Origin of the sequence: Amycolatopsis vancoresmycina (assembly GCF_000716785.1) — a bacterium.
GTDB lineage: Bacteria > Actinomycetota > Actinomycetes > Mycobacteriales > Pseudonocardiaceae > Amycolatopsis > Amycolatopsis vancoresmycina.
In genome coordinates this window covers 1-21,080 of record NZ_JNYY01000036.1, presented here as the reverse complement: position 1 = coordinate 21,080, position 21,080 = coordinate 1, and the positions used below count along the sequence as shown (strand labels likewise).

Annotated in this window: 23 protein-coding genes; 7 read left to right on the top strand and 16 right to left on the bottom strand. The window is 72.2% G+C overall.

The annotated features are described in order from the left end of the window. Positions 1-46: 46 nt before the first annotated feature. Positions 47-1,486: a GMP reductase gene (gene guaB1, locus OO60_RS43225; protein ID WP_003080238.1), complete on the bottom strand. Its 1,440-nt coding sequence runs from the start codon at positions 1,484-1,486 to the stop codon at positions 47-49. Positions 1,487-1,529: 43 nt separating this feature from the next. Between guaB1 and OO60_RS43220 the strand changes: the two genes are divergently transcribed. Then, positions 1,530-1,997, top strand: coding sequence for a DUF309 domain-containing protein (locus tag OO60_RS43220; RefSeq protein ID WP_003080237.1), 468 nt, complete (start codon positions 1,530-1,532; stop codon positions 1,995-1,997). Continuing rightward, positions 1,991-2,482, top strand: a complete 492-nt coding sequence (locus tag OO60_RS43215) for a hypothetical protein (protein ID WP_003080236.1) — start codon at positions 1,991-1,993, stop codon at positions 2,480-2,482. The genes OO60_RS43220 and OO60_RS43215 overlap by 7 nt, the downstream gene beginning before the upstream one ends. Here OO60_RS43215 and OO60_RS43210 read toward each other — a convergent pair. After that, positions 2,479-3,102 carry an MBL fold metallo-hydrolase gene (locus OO60_RS43210; RefSeq protein WP_003080235.1) on the bottom strand — a complete coding sequence of 208 codons (624 nt, stop codon included), beginning with the start codon at positions 3,100-3,102 and terminating at the stop codon, positions 2,479-2,481. The genes OO60_RS43215 and OO60_RS43210 overlap by 4 nt on opposite strands. Before the next feature lie 97 nt (positions 3,103-3,199). On the opposite strand from OO60_RS43210, the gene OO60_RS43205 reads away from it, so the two are divergent. After that, positions 3,200-4,408: an NADH:flavin oxidoreductase/NADH oxidase family protein gene (locus OO60_RS43205; RefSeq protein WP_003080234.1), complete on the top strand. Its 1,209-nt coding sequence runs from the start codon at positions 3,200-3,202 to the stop codon at positions 4,406-4,408. Here OO60_RS43205 and OO60_RS43200 read toward each other — a convergent pair. The 7 genes from OO60_RS43200 to OO60_RS43170 all read right to left on the bottom strand — a co-directional run bounded on the left by OO60_RS43200 (position 4,405) and on the right by OO60_RS43170 (position 10,608). Then, positions 4,405-5,019 carry a Pr6Pr family membrane protein gene (locus OO60_RS43200; RefSeq protein WP_003080233.1) on the bottom strand — a complete coding sequence of 205 codons (615 nt, stop codon included), beginning with the start codon at positions 5,017-5,019 and terminating at the stop codon, positions 4,405-4,407. The two genes, OO60_RS43205 and OO60_RS43200, sit on opposite strands and share 4 nt — an antisense overlap. 77 nt (positions 5,020-5,096) lie before the next feature. Next, positions 5,097-5,537: a hypothetical protein gene (locus tag OO60_RS43195; RefSeq protein ID WP_003080232.1), complete on the bottom strand. Its 441-nt coding sequence runs from the start codon at positions 5,535-5,537 to the stop codon at positions 5,097-5,099. Between the two features lie 213 nt (positions 5,538-5,750). Next, positions 5,751-7,283, bottom strand: coding sequence for an ATP-dependent DNA ligase (locus OO60_RS43190; protein WP_003080231.1), 1,533 nt, complete (start codon positions 7,281-7,283; stop codon positions 5,751-5,753). Positions 7,284-7,323: 40 nt separating this feature from the next. Further along, complete coding sequence (locus tag OO60_RS48110) at positions 7,324-7,605, bottom strand: type 2 periplasmic-binding domain-containing protein (RefSeq protein ID WP_003080230.1); 282 nt, start codon at positions 7,603-7,605, stop codon at positions 7,324-7,326. 100 nt (positions 7,606-7,705) lie between these two features. After that, positions 7,706-8,176: a hypothetical protein gene (locus tag OO60_RS48105; RefSeq protein WP_003080229.1), complete on the bottom strand. Its 471-nt coding sequence runs from the start codon at positions 8,174-8,176 to the stop codon at positions 7,706-7,708. Between the two features lie 180 nt (positions 8,177-8,356). Next, on the bottom strand, positions 8,357-9,211 hold the full coding sequence (locus OO60_RS43175) for a helix-turn-helix domain-containing protein (RefSeq protein ID WP_003080228.1): 855 nt from the start codon (positions 9,209-9,211) through the stop codon (positions 8,357-8,359). Beyond that, positions 9,211-10,608, bottom strand: a complete 1,398-nt coding sequence (locus tag OO60_RS43170; protein ID WP_003080227.1) for a class II fumarate hydratase — start codon at positions 10,606-10,608, stop codon at positions 9,211-9,213. Before OO60_RS43170 ends, OO60_RS43175 begins: the two co-directional genes overlap by 1 nt. Before the next feature lie 148 nt (positions 10,609-10,756). Between OO60_RS43170 and OO60_RS43165 the strand changes: the two genes are divergently transcribed. Genes OO60_RS43165 through OO60_RS43155 form a run of 3 tightly spaced genes read left to right on the top strand, consistent with a single transcriptional unit; the run spans position 10,757 to position 13,788 of the window. Beyond that, positions 10,757-12,055, top strand: coding sequence for a lipase family protein (locus OO60_RS43165; RefSeq protein ID WP_003080224.1), 1,299 nt, complete (start codon positions 10,757-10,759; stop codon positions 12,053-12,055). A gap of 46 nt (positions 12,056-12,101) precedes the next feature. Then, positions 12,102-12,749: a TetR/AcrR family transcriptional regulator gene (locus tag OO60_RS43160; protein WP_051768002.1), complete on the top strand. Its 648-nt coding sequence runs from the start codon at positions 12,102-12,104 to the stop codon at positions 12,747-12,749. A gap of 49 nt (positions 12,750-12,798) precedes the next feature. Continuing rightward, positions 12,799-13,788, top strand: coding sequence for an NAD(P)/FAD-dependent oxidoreductase (locus OO60_RS43155; RefSeq protein ID WP_033263566.1), 990 nt, complete (start codon positions 12,799-12,801; stop codon positions 13,786-13,788). A 1-nt stretch (position 13,789) separates the two neighbouring features. Here OO60_RS43155 and OO60_RS43150 read toward each other — a convergent pair whose 3' ends face one another. The 6 genes from OO60_RS43150 to OO60_RS43125 form a co-directional block, all read right to left on the bottom strand. Continuing rightward, a complete protein-coding gene (locus OO60_RS43150; RefSeq protein WP_003080214.1) occupies positions 13,790-14,539 on the bottom strand; it encodes a S1 family peptidase in 750 nt (249 codons plus the stop codon). Positions 14,540-14,547: 8 nt separating this feature from the next. Further along, on the bottom strand, positions 14,548-15,600 hold the full coding sequence (gene glpX / locus OO60_RS43145) for a class II fructose-bisphosphatase (RefSeq protein ID WP_063749459.1): 1,053 nt from the start codon (positions 15,598-15,600) through the stop codon (positions 14,548-14,550). Positions 15,601-15,682: 82 nt separating this feature from the next. After that, the gene (locus OO60_RS43140; RefSeq protein ID WP_003080207.1) at positions 15,683-15,910 is read right to left on the bottom strand and encodes an exodeoxyribonuclease VII small subunit; all 228 of its coding nucleotides are present in this window, start codon (positions 15,908-15,910) and stop codon (positions 15,683-15,685) included. Next, positions 15,907-16,305 (bottom strand): hypothetical protein, encoded by a 399-nt coding sequence (locus OO60_RS43135; protein ID WP_003080205.1) that lies wholly within the window; start codon positions 16,303-16,305, stop codon positions 15,907-15,909. The genes OO60_RS43140 and OO60_RS43135 overlap by 4 nt, the downstream gene beginning before the upstream one ends. Then, a complete protein-coding gene (gene xseA, locus OO60_RS43130) occupies positions 16,302-17,549 on the bottom strand; it encodes an exodeoxyribonuclease VII large subunit (RefSeq protein ID WP_003080202.1) in 1,248 nt (415 codons plus the stop codon). The genes OO60_RS43135 and xseA overlap by 4 nt, the downstream gene beginning before the upstream one ends. Beyond that, positions 17,546-18,274: a lipid droplet-associated protein gene (locus OO60_RS43125; RefSeq protein WP_003080199.1), complete on the bottom strand. Its 729-nt coding sequence runs from the start codon at positions 18,272-18,274 to the stop codon at positions 17,546-17,548. The genes xseA and OO60_RS43125 overlap by 4 nt, the downstream gene beginning before the upstream one ends. Before the next feature lie 143 nt (positions 18,275-18,417). Between OO60_RS43125 and OO60_RS43120 the strand changes: the two genes are divergently transcribed. After that, positions 18,418-19,413, top strand: a complete 996-nt coding sequence (locus OO60_RS43120) for a 4-hydroxy-3-methylbut-2-enyl diphosphate reductase (protein WP_003080196.1) — start codon at positions 18,418-18,420, stop codon at positions 19,411-19,413. A gap of 103 nt (positions 19,414-19,516) precedes the next feature. On the opposite strand, the gene OO60_RS43115 is transcribed toward OO60_RS43120, so the two are convergent. After that, the gene (locus OO60_RS43115) at positions 19,517-20,362 is read right to left on the bottom strand and encodes a DUF6542 domain-containing protein (RefSeq protein ID WP_244885671.1); all 846 of its coding nucleotides are present in this window, start codon (positions 20,360-20,362) and stop codon (positions 19,517-19,519) included. Positions 20,363-21,080: the final 718 nt, after the last annotated feature.

Genomic DNA, 21,080 nt, shown 5'->3' with positions numbered 1-21,080 from the left:
GAGTGGTAAGGCGGGTTAGAACTCGCCTTACCACTCACGACCGCGGTTACCAGCCTGAGGGGAGGGGGCGGCCCTCGGCGAACCCGGCCGCCGACTGGACGCCCAGCAGCGCGCGCTCGTGGAACTCCTCCAGCGTCCGCGCGCCCGCGTAGGTGCAGGACGAGCGCACGCCGGAGCCGATCGAGTCCAGCAGGTCCTCGACCCCCGGGCGCTGCGGGTCGAGGGACATCCGCGACGACGAGATGCCCTCCTCGAACAGCGCCTTCCGCGCGCGGTCGAAGACGTTGTCCGTCCGCGTCCGCGCGCCCACCGCGCGCTTCGACGCCATCCCGAACGACTCCTTGTAGGGCCGGCCCTGCTCGTCGAACCGCAGGTCACCAGGGGATTCGTAGGTCCCCGCGAACCACGACCCGACCATCGCCGCGGACGCGCCGGCGGCCAGCGCCAGCGCGATGTCGCGCGGGTGCCGCACGCCGCCGTCGGCCCAGACGTGCTTGCCCAGCTCGCGCGCGGCGGCCGCGCAGTCGGCGACCGCGGAGAACTGCGGGCGGCCCACGCCGGTCATCATCCGGGTCGTGCACATCGCGCCCGGCCCGACACCGACCTTGACGACGTCGGCGCCCGCTTCGATCAGGTCGCGCGTGCCCTCGGCCGTCACCACGTTGCCGGCGACCACCGGGACCTGCGGCGACACCGACCGGACGGCCCGCAGCGCGGCGATCATCTTCTCCTGGTGCCCGTGCGCGGTGTCGACGACGAGCACGTCCACGCCCGCCTTCAGGACCGCTTCGGCCTTCGCCGCGACATCGCCGTTGACGCCGATCGCGGCCGCGACGCGCAGCCGGCCGTCGCCGTCGACGGCCGGGGTGTAGATGTCCGCGCGCAGCGCCCCGACGGCGGTCAGGACGCCCGCCAGGCGGCCGTCGGCGTCCAGGCCCAGCGCCAGGGTGGCGCCGTGGCTGTGCAGCAGCTCGAAGACCTCGCGCGCCGGCGTGTCCAGCGGCACCGCGACGCTCGCGGGCTGGGCAACGTCGGCGAGACGCGCGAAGCGGTCGACGCCCGCGCAGGCCGCTTCGTCGACGACGCCGACCGGGCGCCCTTCGCCGTCCACGACGACGACAGCGCCGTGGGCGCGCTTGTGGACCAGGTTGAGGGCGTCGGCGACCGCGTCACCGCCGGTGAGCACCAGCGGCGTGTCCCACACCGTGTGCCGGCTCTTCACCCAGCCGACGATCTCGGTCACGGCGTCGGTGTCGACGTCCTGGGGCAGCACGACCAGGCCGCCGCGGCGGGCGACGGTCTCGGCCATCCGCCGTCCGGCGACCGCGGTCATGTTCGCCACGACGATCGGGATGGTCGCGCCGGTGCCGTCCGCGGTGGCGAGGTCGACGTCGAAGCGGGACTCCACGTCCGAACGGTTCGGCAGCAGGAACACGTCGTCGTAGGTCAGGTCGTGGGCGGGCCGGTGGCCGTCGAGGAAACGCACGAGTCACCAGACTACCTGCCGGGCCCGTGGCAGGATCGAGGGCATGAGCCGCCGCGACCGGGACGCCGAGGGACGGGCACGCAACGCACGACCGCGCGACGGCCTCGGCCGGCCGCTGCCGTACGGCGCCGACGGCGTCGAGCGCCAGCCCGAAGGCATCGAGCGCACCCCGGCGCAAACGCTTGCGGAAGCGCAGGAGCTGCTCGACGACGGCAAGCCGTTCCACGCGCACGAGGTGTTCGAGGACGCGTGGAAGACCACCGACGGCCCCGACCGCGAGCTCTGGCGCGGTCTGGCGCAGCTCGCCGTCGGGCTGACGCACGCGGCGCGCGGCAACAACGTCGGCGCGGTGTCGCTGCTGGAGCGCGGCGCGGCGAACATCGAGCCGTTCCGGGGCGAGCCACCGCACGGGATCGACGTCGCCGGGCTGCAGGCGTGGGCGCTTGCGCTCGCGGAGGAAGCGAAGCAGCGTGTCCGGGTGTCGCCGAGCTCGCCGCGGCTGACGTGCTGACGGCGCTCGGAGCCGCGGTCATCGCGGCGGTCGCGTCGCTGGTCGGCGTGACACTGGGCGCGCTGGTCGAGCCGCTGAAGCTCAACGCCGCGAGGCGGGCGAAAGTGCGCCAGGACCGCGCCGATCGCTGTGGCCGGTACATCGAAGCCGGCGCCCGGGCGCGGCAGCACCTGGTCAGCATCAACGTCAGCTATCGCCAGAAGGCGGCCGAGCGGGTCTCGGGCTACGAGGACGAGTACTACACGGCGCGGGCGGAGATGCGGTCCCTGCTCGGACTGCTCGTGATGAGTGGGCCGGACGAGCTCGTGGAGGCGGCCAGGGAGGTGCGGCGCAAGGACATGGACCTGCACCACGTGCGGCACGAGCCGGACGACGACGGCGAGTTCACCAAGGTTGTGCTGCCGACGCCCGTCCGGGACGCCGTGGTCGCGCTGGACCGGGCGATCGAGGAGTTCGCCCTCGTCGCCCGGAAGCACACCGCCTAGGGCTGGTCCCAGCCGTCCGACGCCGACTTCTCGGCGCCGATCGTGGTGCCCTCGCCGTGTCCCGTGTGGACCTTCGTCGCGTCCGGGAGGGTGAACAGCTTCGCGCGGATGGACCGCACGATCGTCGGGTAGTCCGAATAGGACCGGCCGGTGGCGCCCGGGCCGCCGTGGAACAGCGTGTCGCCGGTGAACAGGACGCCCAGCTCCGCCGCGTACAGGCAGACCGCACCGGGCGCGTGCCCCGGCGTGTGGATGACCTGCAGCTCCGTGCCCGCGATGGTGAGCACCTGGCCGTCGGCCAGCTCGCCGTCCGGGGCGCGGTCCGGGTGCGTGAGGTCCCAGACGACCCGGTCGTCCGGGTGCAGCAGGATCGGCGCGCCGGTCGCGGCGGCGAGCTCGGGGGCGGCGTTGACGTGGTCGTTGTGCGCGTGGGTGCAGACGATCGCGGTCAGCTTCCGCTCGCCCACGACGTTTTCGATGGCCTTCGCGTCGTGCGCCGCGTCGATGACGATCACTTCCGCGTCGTCGCCCACGATCCAGACGTTGTTGTCGACGTCCCAGCTGCCCCCGTCGAGCCGGAAGACGCCGGAGGTCACCAGGTTCTGCACGATCGCCGTCATGCGCCCGACCCTAGTGGTCATTCGACGGGTAGATGACATACCGGCGGTATGCTACCGTCGAGTCATCTTACTGTGAGTAAGTTCGAGAGGTGACGCGATGACGCTGCTGGCGGAACCCCTGAAGCTGCGGTGCGGCGCGGTGCTGCCGAACCGCCTGGCCAAGTCGGCGCTGAGCGAGCAGCTCGGCGACCGCCGCAACGCCCCCACGCGCGAGCTCTTCGAGCTCTACCGGACGTGGGCCCGCGGCGGCGCGGGCGTGCTGGTCACCGGGAACGTCATGGTCGACCCGGCCGCGCTCGGCGAACCCCGCAACGTGGCGGCGACCGCGGATCCGGCCGGCTTCCGGGCCTGGGCGCAGGCCGTCGAGGGCACGGACACGCAGCTGTGGGTGCAGCTGAACCACCCCGGGCGCCAGAGCCCGCGGTACCTCTCGCGCGAGCCGGTGGCGCCGTCCGCCGTGTCGTTCGGCAACCGGGGCATCCGAACCGCCTTCGCGTCACCACGCGCCCTGACCGGCGACGAGATCGAAGCGATCATCGAGCGCTTCGCGGTGGCGGCGCGGACGTTCACCGACGCCGGCTTCCACGGCGTCCAGATCCACGGCGCGCACGGCTACCTCGTCTCCCAGTTCCTTTCACCGCTGACTAACCGGCGCACGGACGCGTGGGGCGGCGACGCGGTGCGCCGCCGCCGGTTCCTGCTCGAGGTGGTCCGGCGGGTACGCGCGGCTGTCGGCGACGCCGTGCCGGTGTCGGTGAAGCTCAACAGCGCCGACTTCCAGCGCGGCGGCTTCACCGAGGAGGAGTCCCTGGAGGTCGTGCGCGAGCTCGGCGAGGCCGGCCTGGACCTGCTGGAGGTGTCCGGCGGCACGTACGAGAAGGCCGCGATGATGGGCTCCGGACGCGCAAGCACTCAGGCGCGCGAAGCGTACTTCCTGGACTACGCGGCGAAAGCGCGTGAAGTTTCCGACGTCGCCCTGATGGTCACCGGCGGTTTCGCGACGCCCGGCGGGATGGAGGAAGCGCTGCGCTCGGGCGCACTGGACGTCATCGGGCTTGGCCGGCCGCTGGTCGTGGACCCGGGATTGCCGTCCCGGCTCATCGACGGCGAAGACGTCCGCGCGGAGCGGTTGTGCCCGAAGACGGGGGTCCGGCTGGCCGACAGCCTCCTGGAGATCCAGTGGCACACCCGGCAGATGCACCGGATCGCCGCGGGCAAGCCGGTGGACCGGCGCGGCGCGCTGCCGACGCTGGTGCAGGCCGGGCTGACCGACGGGCTCAACGCGTTCCGCCGCGTCCGCGGCTAAGCGGGTTCGGCGCGCGCGAGGCGGCGGTCGTACAGGAAGGCGCCGGCCGCCAGCGCGGTGAAGAAGAGGCCGATGAACACGCAGTTCAGCGCCACCGGGCCGTAGCCGAGGGTGCCCGCGTCGACGAACGGGTACGGGTAGAAGCCGGTGATCGCTCCGCGCGGGAGGGTGAACGCGAGCCACGCCAGCGGGTACAGCAGTGACCACCAGACCGTGCGCCAGCTCAGCACGCCACGCGGGGCCGCGAGCAGCCAGCCGAGGACGAACAGGATCGGCGTCACCTTGTGCAGCATCGTGTCGGCGAACAGCGAGAGGCCGTGCAGTTCGTAGAGGCCGGCCAGGGCGACCTGGTAGACGATGCCGGTCACGATGATGCCGACCAGCGCGTCCAGCCAGAGGACGGTGAACAGCCGGCCGCGGGCCAGGCCGAGCGCGACCAGCGCCGAGGTGATCGTGACCAGCAGGTTCGAGTCGATCGTGAAGAAGCAGAGCAGGTTCGCGACCCGCCCGTCCGGGGCGCCCGCCGTGGCGATCACCTGGGCGACGAGGCCGGTCGTGGCGACCAGCGCGGTGACCGCGAACCAGGCGCGGGTGAGCTTCTCGCTGCGCATCGGGGGAGCTTAGCTCCACTGTGGACCGATCGCCGCCGGACGCGCCCCGGCGCCGTTCGCGCCGGGGCACCCGGTCGTCACGCCGTGAGCAGCGAGTCCCGGAGCGCGGTGAACGCCTCGTACTCCGCCTTCTGCTCGACCGGCAGCTGGTAGGCGGCGGCCAGCAGCTTCGTCACGGACGGGAGGATGCTGAGCCGGAACGTCCGGCCGTCGGTCGTCTTGATGACGAACCGGCCCTGGAGGTCGCGCTTCTTCACCGACGCGCGGTTGGCGTCGGTGATCGTCAGCGGCGTGCCCGCCGTGACGGTGCCGTTCTTCTCCTCCAGCGGGACGAGGACGAGATCGGTCTGCCCCGGCCGGAAGCCCAGCGCGAAGTTGGCGACGCTGGTGGTGCGGAAGATCAGGTAGTTCTTCTGCCGGATCTCCGCGGCGTACACCTTGGTGTAGCTCGCTCCGCCGTCGACGGCGCCGTCGAAAGCGGCGTGGATGGCCGCCTTCATCTGTTCCTTGCTGACCACTGCTTGCTCCTGCCGTGACCGCTCGGGAAGTGAGCGGAATCCCTGTGAAGGAGCGCACTTTAGGGATCATCGCGGCCGGCCGTGGCGGGAAAATTCTCGCCAAGGCACCGCGGAAGCCGGTCGAATTCGTCGAACACTCCGCGAGCCGCGCCGACACCCTCCACTGTGGTCCGGGAGAACCGCGGGCACCAGCGACTTTCGTCTGTCCTTGCGTCAGCTCCCTTCCGGCCGGTCGCCGTGCAGCAGCCCGCGGACCGTGTCGATCGTGTCGGCGTCCGCCGGGTCCTTGTCCGGGCGGTAGCGGACCACCCGGGCGAACCGCAGGGCCAGGCCACCGGGATAGCGGGTCGAGAGCTGGGCGCTGTCCAGCTCGATCTCCACCACGATCTCCGGCCGCACGTACACCGTCCAGTCGTCGCGGTGGGTCTCTATCTCCTGGAACGTCCTCGTCTGCCACGCCAGCAGCTCGTCGGTCATCCCCTTGAACGTCTTGCCCACCATGATCGGCGGGCCGCCGTCCGGGTCTCGGGCGCCCAGGTGCAGGTTGGACAGCGTGCCGGTGCGCCTGCCGTGCCCCCACTCCGCGCCGAGCACCACCAGGTCGATCGTGTGCACCGGCTTGACCTTCAGCCACGCCCGCCCGCGCCGGCCGGCCGCGTACGGCGACGCGAGGTCCTTGACCATCACCCCTTCGTGGCCCGCTTCCATCGCCGCCTCCAGCACGGCGTCCGCGCGGGCGGTGCCCACCTCGCCGGGGATCACGTGCGCCCCGGCGACCTTGCGCAGCGCCGCGTTGCGTTCGGACAGCGGCGCGTCGAGGAGGTCGACGCCGTCGAGGTGCAGGCAGTCGAAGAAGTACGGCCGCAGCAGCAGGGCCTTGACCTGTTCCTCGCGGGTGCTGCCGAACCGGCTCTGCGTGTCCTGGAACGGCCGCGGCCGCCCGGCGTCGGTCAGGGCCAGCGTTTCGCCGTCGAGCACCACCGACTCGCACGGCAGCGCCCGCACGAGCTCCACCAGCTCCTGCACGCTGGCGGTGATCTCGCGCAGGGTCCGCGTCCAGATGTGCACCTCGTCGCCCTGGCGGTGCACCTGGATCCGCGCACCGTCCATCTTGTACTCGACGATCGCCTCGGCGTGCTCGGCGACGGCCTCGTCGAGCGACTCCGCCGGGGACGCCAGCATCGGCTTGACCGGCGTGCCCAGGGTGAGCCGGAACTCCGCCAGCGCCGCCTGCCCGCCGGTCAGCGCCGCGACCGCGGTGACGCCGAGCTTCCCGGACAGCATGAAGGCCCGCCGCACGTCCGCGGCGGGCACCTCGGCCGCCGCCGCGACCGCGTCGACCATCACGCCTTCCAGCGCGCCCTGCCGCAGTTCGCCGGTGACCAGCCGGAACATGAACTGCTGTTCGCCCTGCGTGAGCCGCTCGAACAGCGCCCGCAGCACGTCCTGCCGCCGCGTGTTCGACCCCGTGCCCGCCGCCACGCCCGCGGCCGCCGTCAGCGCCGCGTCCACCTCGGTGACCGTGGCGACCGGCGCCGCGCACGGTGCGGCGCCCAGCCCGGCCAGGGTGCGCCAGCCCGCCCCCAGCCTGTCCTGCGCCGTCTGCCCCGTCAGGTACGCGACCACCGCGGGCAGCTCGGCGATCTCCGCCGCGCGCAGCACGGCGGCCAGGAGGGCGATCTTCGCCTTCCTGGACCTCGTCGCCGCCAGCTCGGCGGACGCCAGTACCAACTCGTTCAGCAGCACCCGGACATCATGACCCGCACCACCGACAATTTCAGTCCGGCTAGCTGTCCGCCCTGGTGCAGAGGGGGTCGAGCAGGCCGTCCTTGGTCACGCAGGGGGTGTACCCGGCGTCCTGCAGCTCGGCCCGCGCGGTCGAGCTCGCCAGGTAGTCCAGGAACCGCTTCAGCACGCTCTCGCCGCCGGGCACGCCCTTCGTGTACAGGTACTCGACGGTCCAGAACCGGTAGCCGGCACTGATCGTCGTGACGTCGGGGTAGTGGCCGTCGAGCTGGACCACGCCCACCTGCTGGTCCCGGGCGGCTGCTGTCTTGGCCGCCGCCACGTCGGCGTACCCCCCTCGATCGACAGCTTCCCGGCGGCGCACTGGGCCGAGCTGACCGGCCGCGACCAGGACACGAGCAGCGTCGCCAGCAGTGCGCCGGTCAGCAACACCCCGACCGCCGTCGTGAGCACCGGCCAGCCGAACCGGCGCTGCTTGCGGTCGTCCTTGATCCGGCCGGCGGCGAGCCGGGCGTGGTGGTCGATCTCCTTCTCCTTGCGCTGCAACGAAAGCCGCGCGAACCGGACGCCGTGCCACGCGGGCGCCTCGGGCGGTGGCCGGTGCGGCGTCTCGCGCGTGAAAACTCCAGTCCATCGCGCACGTGCCGGCGCAGGCCGTCGTCGGACACCCGCGCGTCCCAGACGATCCGGTTGCCGAAGGTGAACGAGAGCGGTGTCTCGAAGTCGCCGGGCGCGATGTCGAACCCGCCGGTGTTGTGGATCCGGATGACGACGATGCTCATCCGGTCGAGCAGCCGCGCGACCGGTTCGAGCTGCGGAGCCGCCTGCGCCGAGCCGTTTTCGCCGTCGTGCAGGTCGATCGGGGACAGCCCGATCTTGGAGTTGTAGAGCACGCGGAAGGTCAGCCGGCGCCGCCGGATGAAGTAGCGGTCGACGAACGGCGCGGCGATCCGAGGACGAGACTGCCCGAATCCGAGCTGAGGATTTCGGCCAGTGACTGCATCGTCGCGCCGACGCCCACCGTGCCGCTCCGCTGCCCCGAACTCCCCCAGGTGAAGCAGCCTAGGCAGCGCTCAGCCGGCGTGGGGGTGCGGCGCCCGAGTGTTCACCGGTCGTTCACCGGTGGCGATCCAGCCGGCCAGCAGGCCGAGCGCGCGCTCGCTCGCCGACCCGGGTTCGGCCTGGTAGATCACCATGCCCTGGTCGGGATCGTCGGGCAGGCGCAGCGTCTGGTAGCGCAGCCGCAGCTCGCCGACGACGGGGTTCGCGAACAGCTTCCACCCCTGCGCCTTCTCCTGGACCGCGTGCTCGGCCCACAGCTCCCGGAACTGCTCGCTCGCCAGCGAAAGCTCGCCGACCAGCCGGGCGAGCTGCGGGTCGCCGGGGTGCCGCCCGCTCTCCGCGCGCAGGTTGGCGACGAGTTCGCGGCACACCGCGTCCCACTCCGGGTGCAGCTGCTTCGCGCGTTCGTCGGTGAAGACGAGCTTCGGCATGCTGCGTTCTTCGAGGCGGCCGAAGTCGAACGCGACCGCGCCGCCGAGCGGGTTCCAGGCCAGCACCTCCAGGTACCGGCCGAAGACGAACGCGGGCGCCTGGATGGCGTCGAGCAGCTGCTGCAGCTCGGGCCGGATCCGCTGCGGCGCGGGCCGGTCCCGCCGGGCCGGCGCGGCGAGGTTGTGCAGGTAGGACTCCTGGCCGGCGTCGAGGCGCAACGCACGGGCCAGCGAGCCGAGGACGGCGTCGGAAACGTTCTTCGCGCGGCCCTGCTCCAGCCGCGTGTAGTAGTCGACGCTGATCCCGGCCAGCTGCGCCAGTTCTTCGCGCCGCAGCCCCTTGACCCGCCGGTGCGTGACCCCCTGCGGCAGGCCCAGCTCGGCGGGGTCCAGGGCGGCACGGCGCGTTTTCAGGAAGGCCCCCAGCTCGTCCATCACTTCCCGCCGCGGGCCATGCGCAGTACGTCGAGCGCCTCGTCGAGCTGCGCTTCGGTGAGCTTGCCGTCCCGCACGAAACCGCGCTCGATGACGACTTCGCGGATCGTCTTCAGTTCCTTCAACGCCTGCTTCGCGACCGCGGCCGCGGCTTCGTAGCCGATGTACTTGTTCAGCGGCGTCACGATGGACGGCGAGCCCTCGGCGTAGGTCCGCGTGCGGTCGGTGTTCACCGTGATGCCCGCGAACACCTTGTCCGCCAGCAGCCGCGAAACGGCCGCGAGCAGCCTCGCCGATTCGAGGACGTTCCGGGCGATCACCGGCAGGTTGACGTTGAGCTGGAAGTTGCCCGCGGCGCCGGCGAACGCGACGGCCGCGTCGTTGCCGATCACCTGCGCGACCACCTGCAGCGTCGCCTCCGGGATCACCGGGTTCACCTTGCCCGGCATGATCGACGAGCCCGGCTGCAGGTCCGGCAGCGCCAGCTCGGCCAGCCCGGTGCGCGGGCCGGACCCCAGCCAGCGCAGGTCGTTGGCGATCTTGTTGAGCGACACGGCGATCGTGCGCAGGTGCCCGGAGGTTTCGACGACGCTGTCCTGCGTCGCCTGCGCCTCGAAGTGGTCGCGGGCTTCGGTCAGCGGCAGCCCGGTGACCGTGGCGAGTTCCGCGGCCACGCTGGAACCGAAGCCGTCGGGCGCGTTGAGCCCTGACCCGACGGCCGTTCCGCCGATCGGCAGCTCGCCCAGCCGCGGCAGGCCCGACTTCAGCCGTTCGACGCCGTAACGGATCTGCGACGCCCACGCGCCGGCCTCCTGGCCGAGCGTGATCGGCACGGCGTCCATCAGGTGCGTGCGGCCGGACTTCACGACGTCGGCCCACTCGGCGGCGCGGACCTCGATGGCACCGGCCAGGTACTCGAGCGCGGGGATGACGTCCTTGGTGACGGCTTCGGTCGCGGCGACGTGGATGGTCGTCGGGAAGGTGTCGTTCGACGACTGCGACGCGTTGACGTGGTCGTTCGGGTGCACGTCCCGGCCGAGGGCCCGCGAAGCCAGCGTCGCGATGACCTCGTTGGCGTTCATGTTCGACGACGTCCCGGACCCGGTCTGGAAGACGTCGATCGGAAAGTGCGCGTCGTGCGTCCCGGAGGCGACCTCGTCGGCGGCGGCCGCGATGGCGTCGGCGACGTCGGCGTCCAGCACGCCCAGCTTGCGGTTCACCCGCGCGGCGGCGGCTTTGAGCAGGCCGAGCGCGCGGATCTGGGCGCGCTCCAGGCCCCGGCCGGAGATGGGGAAGTTCTCGACGGCCCGCTGGGTCTGCGCGCGGTAGAGCGCGTCGGCGGGCACGCGGACCTCACCCATCGTGTCGTGTTCGATCCGGTATTCCTGATCAGCCATGACACCGATTCTGGACCTGATCGGCGGCCCGCGCGTGGTGGCGTTGCGCACCCCGTTCACCGGATGGTGTACGCGGCTGTACATGACACCTACTCGCTGGTAGGTTACGGCGATCCGCGTGATCAGCTTCATGATTCAAAGGGGAGTCATGACCGTTCGCACCGCCGCGATCGCCGCCGCGCTCGCACTGACCGCCGCCGTCGCCCCGGCCGTTCCGGCCGCCGCATCGGCCGATTCCTTCTACTCCTACGACGGCAGCACGCCCCTGTCGTCGTACGCGCCCGGGACCGTCCTCAAGACCAGGACGCTGGCCTACCACGTCGTCGGCCTCGCGACCCCGGTGCAGGCCGTCCAGCTGCTCTACCGGACCACCGACGCGCAGGGCCGCCCGGCCGCCAACGTCACCTCGGTCGTCCGCAGCATCACCGGCGACACCACGAAAGCCGTGTCGTACCAGTCGGCCTACGACTCGCTCGACCCCGCGGACGCGCCGTCGCGGGCCATCGCCGGGGACGTCACCCTCGGCGGCCTCCTGCCCAACGGCGAGTCGCTGCTGCTCCTGCCGTCGCTCCTGCTGGGCTACAACGTCGTCGTGCCCGACACCGAAGGCCAGACCGCGGACTTCGCCGCCGGGCCGGAATACGGCACGAACACCCTCGACTCGATCCGCGCGGTCACCAGCTCGGCCGCGACCGGGATGACCAAGGCCACGAAGTTCGGCCTCCTCGGCTACTCGGGCGGCGCGATCGCGACCGGCTGGGCGGCCGCATTGGCGCCGGGCTATGCCCCCGACGTCAACGAAAACCTGGTCGGCTTCACCGAAGGCGGCGTGCTCGTCGACCCCGCCCACAACCTGAGGTACGTCGGCGGCAGCCCGGTCTGGTCCGGCGTCATCCCGATGGCGCTGATCGGCGTCGCCCGCGGCTACGGCATCGACCTGCGGCCGTACGCGAGCGAGTACGGGCTGAAGGTGCTCGACGAGCTGGAGCACGCGTCGATCATCAGCGCCCTCGGCCGGTACCCGGGGCTGACGTGGCAGAAGATCGCCAAGCCGGAGTACGCGAACCCGAACTCGGTGCCGCCGTTCGTCGCCGCGGTGAACCAGGTCAACATCGGGTCCGCGCCGACCCCGTCGGTGCCCGGGTTCATCGCACAGGGCAACGCCGGGTTCCTCGAAGGCACCACGAGCAACCTGCCGGGCATCGGCACCGGCGACGGCGTGATGGTGGCCGGCGACGTGCGGGCGCTGGCCCGGCAGTACTGCGCCACCGGCAACCGGTCGATCGAGTACACGCAGTACGACCTGCTCAGCCACGTCGGCGGCGCGGCGGCGTGGGCCCCCGCGGCGATCGGCTGGCTGGCCGACCGGTTCGCCGGGAAGGCGGCGCCGTCGAGCTGCGGGCACATCCCGGCGGGCAACGCGCTCGACCCGGAACAGCCGGCCTGACCGCGGCCGTACCCGGCGGGGGCCGCCCGCCGGGTACGGTGCCGCGATGCAGACGCGTCTCCCCAAAGGGCCGCACAGCCTCAGCCGGGAAGAAGTGGCGCAGGCCCAGCGCGCCCGGCTGGTCGAAGCCGTGCTGGCCAACGTCGGCGAACGCGGGTACGCGGCCACCACGGTCGGCCATGTCACGGCGTCCGCGGGCGTGTCCCGCACGTCGTTCTACGAGCAGTTCACCGGCAAGCAGGCCGCGTTCCTGGCCGCCTACCGGGCGGTGACCGGCGAATTCCTCGACCAGGGCGTCGCGGTCGCGGCCGAGGCACCGAGCCCGCTCGACGCCGTCACCGCGTGCGGCGACTTCGTCGTCGGCTACGTGCGCCGCCGTCCCGTGGTGGCCCGCGCGGTCCTGCTGGAGATCTACGCCCTCGGCGACGCGGGCCTCGAAGCGCGCGAGGAGATGCTGCGCGCGAGCGAAGCGGTGTTCGACCGGACGGCGGTCTGGCTGCGCACGACCGAGCCGGAGCTGCCCCTCCCGCCGCCGTTCACCGCCCGGACCGTCGTCGCCGCGACGATCGAGCTGCTCACCCAGGCCATCTGGCTCGACACCGGCGACGCCTACGACCGCGCCCGCGCGGCCATCCGGCACACCTGGCTGCTCGGCCTGTACGGACACCGGAACATCCCCGCGCAATCCGGCTAGGATCGGCTGTGTTCTCGATCACCGCCATCCACCACTGGCTGGAGCGAGCATGACTGACGTTGCTGGGGACCCCTACGACCTCGTGATCATCGGCGCGGGCCCGACCGGGCTGTTCGCCGCCTACTACGCCGGGTTCCGCGGCCTTTCGATGGCGGTGGTCGATTCGCTGCCCGAGCCCGGCGGCCAGGTGACCGCGATGTACCCGGAGAAGATGATCTACGACGTCGGCGGGTTCGCCGAGGTCCGGGGCCGCGATCTGGTCGAGGGCCTGGTGCGGCAGGCCGCGCCGTTCAAGCCGAGGTACCTGCTGGGGCGCAAGGCCGAGAAGCTGGCGCCGGCCGCGGACGGCGTCGAGCTGACCCTCGACGGCGGTGAGACGCTGCGGGCCCGCGCGGTGCTGATCACCGCGGGCATCGGCGAGTTCACCCCGCGCCCGCTGCCGGCCGGCGACGGCTGGCTCGGCCGCGGCATGGTGCACTTCGTGCCTTCGCTGCAGGCGCACGCGGGGCAGCACGTCGTGGTCGTCGGTGGCGGCGACTCGGCGTTCGACTGGATCCTCGCGCTGCACCCGGTCGCGGCGAGCGTGACGCTGGTGCACCGGCGCGCGAAGTTCCGCGCCGCCGAGTCGATCGTCCGGCAGGCGCGCGAGCTCGGCACCCGGATCATCACCGACGCCGAGGTCACGCGGTTCGTCGAAGCGCCGGACGGCTCGCTCGAAGCCGTCGACGTTTCGGTCAAGGGCGCGGGCGACGAGCGGTTGCCGGCCAACGCCGTCGTCGCGGCGCTCGGGTTCACCGCCGACCTCGGCCCGATCGAGAGCTGGGGCCTGGAGATCGACCACCGCGCGATCGCCGTCGACTCGACGATGGCGACCGCGCGCGAACGCGTCTACGCGGCGGGCGACGTCGCCGCGTACCCGGGGAAGGTGAAGCTGATCGCGACCGGCTTCGGCGAAGCCGCGACGGCGGTCAACAACATCGCGGTCGCGCTCGACCCGGACGCCCACCTGTTCCCGGGCCATTCGAGCAACGCCGAGTAGCTCAGGCTTTGGTCTTCTCCGCGATCCACGGCGCGTAAGCGACGACGGAGGTGTAGATCGACGGCGCCGTCGCGCATTCCGGGTCGTTGTTGCCCGGACGGCTGGTGACGCCGGCGAGCAGCCAGTGGTCGCCGTCCCGCACGATCTCGGGACCGCCGGAGTCGCCGAAGCACGCGCCGGACTTGCCGCCCGGGTTGTCGGTGCACAGCTCGGCCGTGCCGTCGAACACCGACGTGCACTTGGTGCCCTCGACGATGTGCGTGTCGAGCTGCTGCAGCGTCGTGGGGATCGCGCCGCAGTTCAGCTTCGGGCAGGTCTGGCCCCAGCCGAGGATCCGGGTCGCGGTGCCCGGTGCCGCGGCGGCCGCCACGGCGATCGGCGCCGCGGTCACCGGTGCCGGCAGCCGCAGCAGCGCGATGTCGCCGGCCGGGCTCTGGGTGTTGAACGCCGGGTTGATGACGATCTCAGCGGGCTTGGCGGCTTCGCCACCCTGGCCCGAGTCGTTCGTCCCCACCCGCAGCGCGATGTCGGCCGGGGTCTTGCCGAACGCGCAGTGCGCGGCCGTGACCACCCAGGTGGGCGCGAGCAGCGCGCCCGCGCAGAACAGCTTGCCCGAAGCGGTGTGCAGCGAGACCGTGAACGGGTACGGCTGGTCCGCAGCGACGCCCCCGACGATGGCGGGGGCGGCCGCGGCGGTGCCCGTGACCAGTAGCGGCAGCAGGGCCAGCAGAACCAGCAGTCGCCTGGTCACGGATCTCCTTACGGCAGCGGGGGCACGACGTCGTCGTCGGGCGCGTCCAGGTGGCCGTCGAAGTTGACCGAGGAGTACGCCCGCAGCTTGTTCAGCCGGTGGTAGCCGTCGATCATTCTGACGGTCCCGGACTTGGACCGCATCACGATGGACTGCGTCGTCGCCCCGCCCTCGCGGTAGTGGACGCCGCGCAGCAGGTCGCCGTCGGTGACGCCGGTGGCGCAGAAGAAGACGTTGTCGCCGGTCACGAGGTCGTCGTTGAGCAGCACGCGGTCGAGGTCGTGCCCGGCACCGATGGCCTTCTCGCGCTCGGCGTCGTCCTTCGGCCACAGGCGGCCCTGCAGCTCGCCGCCGAGGCACTTCATCGCGCAGGCGGCGATGATGCCTTCGGGGGTGCCGCCGATGCCGATCAGCATGTCGACGCCGGTGGTCGGGCGGGCCGCGGCGATCGCGCCCGCGACGTCGCCGTCGGAGATGAACCGGATCCGCGCGCCGGCGTCGCGGATCTCCTTGATGATCTGCTCGTGGCGCGGCCGGTCGAGGACGCACACGGTGACGTCGCCGACGCTGCTGTTCTTCGCCTTCGCGACCCGGCGGATGTTCTCCGCGATCGGCGCGCCGAGCTCCACCTTGCCCGCGGCTTCGGGCCCGACGGCCAGCTTCTCCATGTAGAACACCGCGGACGGGTCGAACATCGCGCCGCGCTCGGCGACCGCCAGCACCGCGAGCGCGTTCGGCATGCCCTTGGCCATCAGCGTGGTGCCGTCGACCGGGTCGACCGCGACGTCGCAGTCCGGCCCGTCGCCGTTGCCCACCTCTTCGCCGTTGAACAGCATCGGGGCTTCGTCCTTCTCGCCCTCGCCGATCACCACGACCCCGCGCATCGACACCGTCGAGACGAGCTGGCGCATCGCGTCGACGGCCGCGCCGTCGCCCCCGATCTTGTCGCCGCGGCCGACCCAGCGGCCCGCGGCCATGGCGGCGGCTTCGGTGACCCGGACCAGCTCCATCGCGAGGTTGCGGTCGGGCGCTTCACGACGACTCTCTGCGGCGGACATCATTGCCTCCCGGATCGTGGAACTGGCGGGTCAACAGTCTGTCAGACCGCTGTCCGGTTTCCCGATGCCGAAAGCATGGCAAACGTCACTGGCCGTCGGCGGTTTCGTCCTCCACGGACGCCAGAGCAGCCTCGATGCGTTCACGGGCGCCTTCGAGATGGCGCTCACAGACCTTCGCGAGCTTCTCGCCCTTTTCCCACAACGCGAGCGACTGCTCGAGGGAAAGGCCGCCCGCTTCGAGCTCGCGGACGACCTCGACGAGCCGGTCGCGAGCCTGCTCGTAGCCGAGCTCCTCGCCGGTTGTTTCACTCACGCTCGGTGTTCTCCGACCTTCCGGGCCTGCACGCTGTTCGCGCACACTACCGCGCTGGCCATGGCGTGGTCGTACCCGACGAACGCCAGTGCGAACTCCTGCCCGTCACCGTCCGCGATCGCCTCTTCGAGGTTCTCCTGCGCGCCGGCCACCCGCTTGCGGTGCCCGGCCCCCTCGGCGAACCACCAGCGCGAGCCGACCTGCATCGACGTCGCTTCGGACAGCCGGCGCAGCTGCGGTCCCAGGTCGCGGCGGGCGGCGTTGCCGCAGCCGGCGAGCAGCGCCGTCCAGCACTCGGCGGCGGCCCGGTCGGTGCGGACCGCCTGGTCCAGCAGCGGACGCGCGCCGATCCGCCGGGCCGCGTCCACGGTGAGCGGGAGGAACGTCACCTTCACTCCTGCTCTCCTTCCGCCACCGCCTTGATCGCGCCGTCGCCCACGCGCACGCGCAGCTGGGCACCGGCCTCGACTTCGGAGACGGAGCGGAGTACCTGGAGGTTGCCTTCGGCGTCGACGAACTGCACGACCGCGTACCCGCGGGCCAGCGTCGCCGCCGGGCCGAGCGCGGTGAGCCGGGCCCGCGAGCTCGCCAGCTCGGCCTGGTCCTTGGCCAGCAGGGTCAGCATCGCCCGGCGGGCGCGCTCGCGGTGGACGTCGACGTCGTCCTGGCGCCGCTGGATCGGGCCCAGCGGGTCGGCCAGCGACGGGCGGCTGCGGATCTGGTTGAGCAGCCGCGCCTGCGTGTCGACCCAGCCGTGCAGCGCGCGGCGGCCGCGGTCGCGCATCTGCCGGACCCGCTCGGTCTCCTCGCGCAGGTCCGGGACGATCCGCTTCCCGGCATCGGTCGGCGTCGAACACCGCAGGTCGGCGACGTAGTCGAGCAGCGGGGTGTCCGGCTCGTGCCCGATCGCACTGACGACCGGCGTGCCGGCGGCCGACACCGCGCGGCAGAGCGCCTCGTCGGAGAACGGCAGCAGGTCCTCGACACTGCCGCCGCCGCGGGCGATCACGATGACGTCGATTTCCGGATCGGCGTCGAAGATCCGCAGCGCGCGCATGACCTGCGGCACCGCCTGCGAGCCCTGCACGGCCGTGTTGAGCACCTTGATCCGGACGTGCGGCCACCGCCCCTGCGCGTTGGCCAGTACGTCCCGCTCGGCCGCCGAAGCCCGGCCGGTGATCAGCCCGACACCCTTCGGCAGGAACGGGATCGGCCGCTTGCGCTGGGCCGAGAACAGGCCCTCGGCGGTCAGCAGCTTCTTGAGGCGTTCGATCCGGGCCAGCAGCTCGCCGATGCCGACCGCGCGGATCTGGTCGGCGCGCAGGCTGATCGTGCCGCGGCCGAAGAAGTACGACGGCTTCGCGTGCACGACCACGCTGGCGCCCTCGCGCAGCGGCGGCTCCATCTCGCGGATCAGCCAGTTCGGGCAGGTGACCGACATCGAGACGTCGGCCGAGGGGTCACGCAGGGTCAGGAACGCCGTCTGCGTGTTCGGGCGCGAACTGACCTGGGTGACCTGGCCTTCGACCCAGACGGTGCCGAGCCGGTGGATCCAGTCGCCGATCTTGCGCGCGACGGTCCGGACCGGCCACGGCGCTTCCGCGGTGCTCGCGGGAGCCTGTGCGGACTCGGTGCTCACCGGTCGTCCGCGCCGTCTTCCCTGGTCTGTTCCGCCTTGCGGGCGTTGGCGATCCGGCGGGACAGCATGCCGGTGAACGACGAGCGGTCGGCGTGCGCGCGTTCGTACTCGAGGATGGTCTCGAGCTGCTCGATCGACAGCTGCCGCAGCCGGGCCCGCAGCTGCGGGAGGGTGAGCTGGTCGTAGCCGGTCAGCCCGGCCGGACCTTCGTACCCCGCGGCGCTGGTCCGGGGTGTCTCGTTCTTGGTCTTCTTGTCGACCTTGGGTGTGCCCGGCTTCGGCGTCTTCGGCGGTTCGGCTTCGCTGTCGTTCTCGCCGTCTGCGTGGTCCTCGGCGAGCGCGCGTTCCTCGTCGGCCCAGGGATCGCCCAGCTCGGCTTCCAGTTCGGCCGCCGACGGCACGCGGCCGTCGATCTCCGAACGCGGTTCGGGCACCTCGGCGACCCGGGTGCCGTTCTGCCGCGCGGGCGGGACGTCGGGCGCGGCGTCCTCGTCGAACGTCGCCCAGCTCGGGGTGTCCTCGACCGGGCGCAGGCTCGACAGGGCGCTGTCGCCCTTGATCGCCAGCTCGGTGACGTGCTGCTGCACGCGCATGGAGGCCTGCAGCACCTGGCTGACCACGGTCACCGGGAGCCCGGCGAGCTGCCGGGGAAGTTCGCGAACCCGCTCGGCGGTGGAGACGGCGAGGCCCGCGGCGACCCGGAGGGGGAGCGGGAATGGCTTCATGGGTCCCAGCCTGCCGCATGAGCACCTTTCCTGCCCAACCGAACGCGCGCAGTGCGTGACCGGTTGCACAGCTCGGTAGGGGGACGAAGCTCACCCGAAAGGGACTTCGAGTCCGGCTCGGGGCTGCCCGTACCCTGGGTGGCATGAGTGCAGCGAGTCCCGGAATCGAGCCCGCGGGTACCCCCACGATCACCGGAACCGCTTCCGGCAAGCGGGTGCTGCTCGCCAAACCCCGTGGTTACTGCGCGGGTGTCGACCGCGCGGTGATCGCCGTCGAGAAGGCCCTCGAGGTCTACGGCGCCCCGGTGTACGTCCGCAAGGAGATCGTCCACAACAAGCACGTGGTCGAGACGCTGCGCGAGCGCGGCGCGATCTTCGTCGACGAGACGTCCGAGGTGCCCGAAGGCGCGCTGGTGGTGTTCTCCGCCCACGGCGTCTCGCCGATGGTGCACCAGGAGGCGGCCGAGCGGAACCTGCGCACGATCGACGCGACCTGCCCCCTGGTGACGAAGGTGCACAAGGAGGTCAACCGGTTCGCGAAGGACGACTACGACATCCTGCTGATCGGCCACGAAGGCCACGAAGAGGTCGAGGGCACGGCCGGCGAGGCGCCGGACAAGGTCCAGCTGGTCGACACGGCCGAGGACGTCGGCAAGGTCGAGGTCCGCGACCCGTCGAAGGTGATCTGGCTGTCCCAGACGACGCTGTCGGTCGACGAGACGATGGAGCGCGTCGACCAGTTGCGCGAGCGCTTCCCGGGTCTGGCGGACCCGCCGAGCGATGACATCTGCTACGCGACGACGAACCGCCAGGTCGCGGTCAAGGCGATGGCCGCGGAGTGCGACCTGGTGCTGGTGGTCGGGTCGACGAACTCGTCCAACTCGAAGCGTCTGGTCGAGGTGGCTTTGAAGGCCGGCGCCCGGGCTTCGTATCTGGTCGACTTCGCGCACGAGGTCGACGAAGCGTGGCTCGCCGGCGTGACGACGGTCGGTGTGACGTCGGGCGCGTCGGTGCCGGACGAGCTGGTGATGGACCTGCTGGCCTGGCTGGCCGAGCGCGGCTACGGCGACGTCAACGAGGTCACGACGGCCAACGAGAAGATCACCTTCGCCCCGCCCAAGGAACTGCGGAAGGCCTGATGCCCTCCGGATCACGCGTGATGCCCCTCTGATCACGCGTGATGCCTTTCGGCGCACGTGAAACGGCGGTCACCTCCGGCTCGGAGGCGACCGCCGTTCTCGTTCAGCGTTCTTCTTCGTCCCAGGGACGGTTCCGCCGTGGCGGCGCGGTCCGCCCGCCGGACGGGCGGCGGGGCGGCGGGGTGTCGCGGCCGTCCTCCGCGGGCGGGCGCGGACGCCGCCGCGGAGCGTCTCCGCGCGGCTCGCGCCGACGCGGGTCGCCCTCTTCGGGGCGGGACGTGCGCCGGGTGGCCGGCGGCGGCTTGCGCGTGCCGCGGGTCCCGGGGTCGCGTTCGGCGGGCGCACTGGCCCGGGGGGCTCGGCGTTCGCCGTCTGCGGGCGGCCGCGGTCGCCGCGGCGGTTCACCGTCCCGGCCACGCCGGGCCCCGGCCGGCAGCGGAGTCTGCCCGGTCCGGTTCGCCCCGGCCGGCCGCGGACGGGCGGCGGCGCGCGGCTGGTCGTCGTCCTCGGTGGTCTTCTTGAGCTTCTTGGGGGCGTCCGGGTCTCGCTCGCGGACGATGCGGACGATGCCGATCAGCAGCGTGATGCCGGTGGTGACGGCCATCGTGGGGAAGCTGTTGATCAGCGGGGTGCCGATGCTGAGGGCCTTCGACAGCATGTCGTCGCCCTGCGACTGCGACCCGGAGGTCAGCAGGATGACGGTGGGCACGGTGACGGCCAGCACCAGCGGCGGCATCACCATGGGCCCGAACAGCCCCCGGCGCTTCACCGCGCAGACCGCGATCACGGCCCCGGCGATGTAGCAGACGACGAAGACCACCGGGATGTTCGCCTGGCTCGGCTTCCCGACGAGGGCACCGGCCACCGCCAGGCCGAGGCCGACCAGGACCGCGGCCCACCAGGGCAGTCCCCGCCTCGAACCGACGACAGGACGCTCATCCCACGGCACGGGGACGTCGTCGGCATCTGGATCGCTCTGGCGATCGCGAATCGCGGTCACAAGCGAACACCGTATCTCGTGGTTGTGAAGATCTTGCCAGCACCGCCGCCGACATGGGCCGACAGCCACCCCTGGGCACGGTCCTCGGGCATGCGGTAGCGGCGGGTTACGGGACCGCGGAATGGAGCGCGTGCCGACGGTCCGGTGGCCGGGAGGTGTCGGGTCGGCGACCGAAAGTTGCTGGTCAGGGCCTGGTGCGGTTGCTGGGCGCAGGTAGGCGGGTCCGCGGTCCCGCCGTGCTGGCGGAGCCGATCCGCAACCGGCGAAAGCCGCGGCTCAGCCGGTTTCGTGCGCGCGACTGCAACGGCTGCGACTTCTCGGCCCGGCGGCCACCGCGGCAAGAGCAGCCGCGGGCCGCCTCGCCGCACGCGCATGCTCGCCCCGCCCGGGCTAGCTGTCATGGGGAGCCCCATGGAGCTCCGGCTCACCAGCCCAGCGCTCCCCGGGCCTCCGGCCCGCGGCCTCCCGCGCCTCGGTCGCCGGCTCGCGGGCCTCGGGTCCCGGCTCTCGGTCCCGGGTATCAAGCTCCCGGCTGGCTGGCCTCCGGCTCGCGAGCCCCTGCTCCCGGCCTTCGGCTCCCCACCCCAGGCCGGGACCCCGGCTCGCCAGCCCAGGCTTCCCCGGCCCCGGCCCCGGCCCCGGCCCCGGCCCCGGCCCCGGCCCCGGC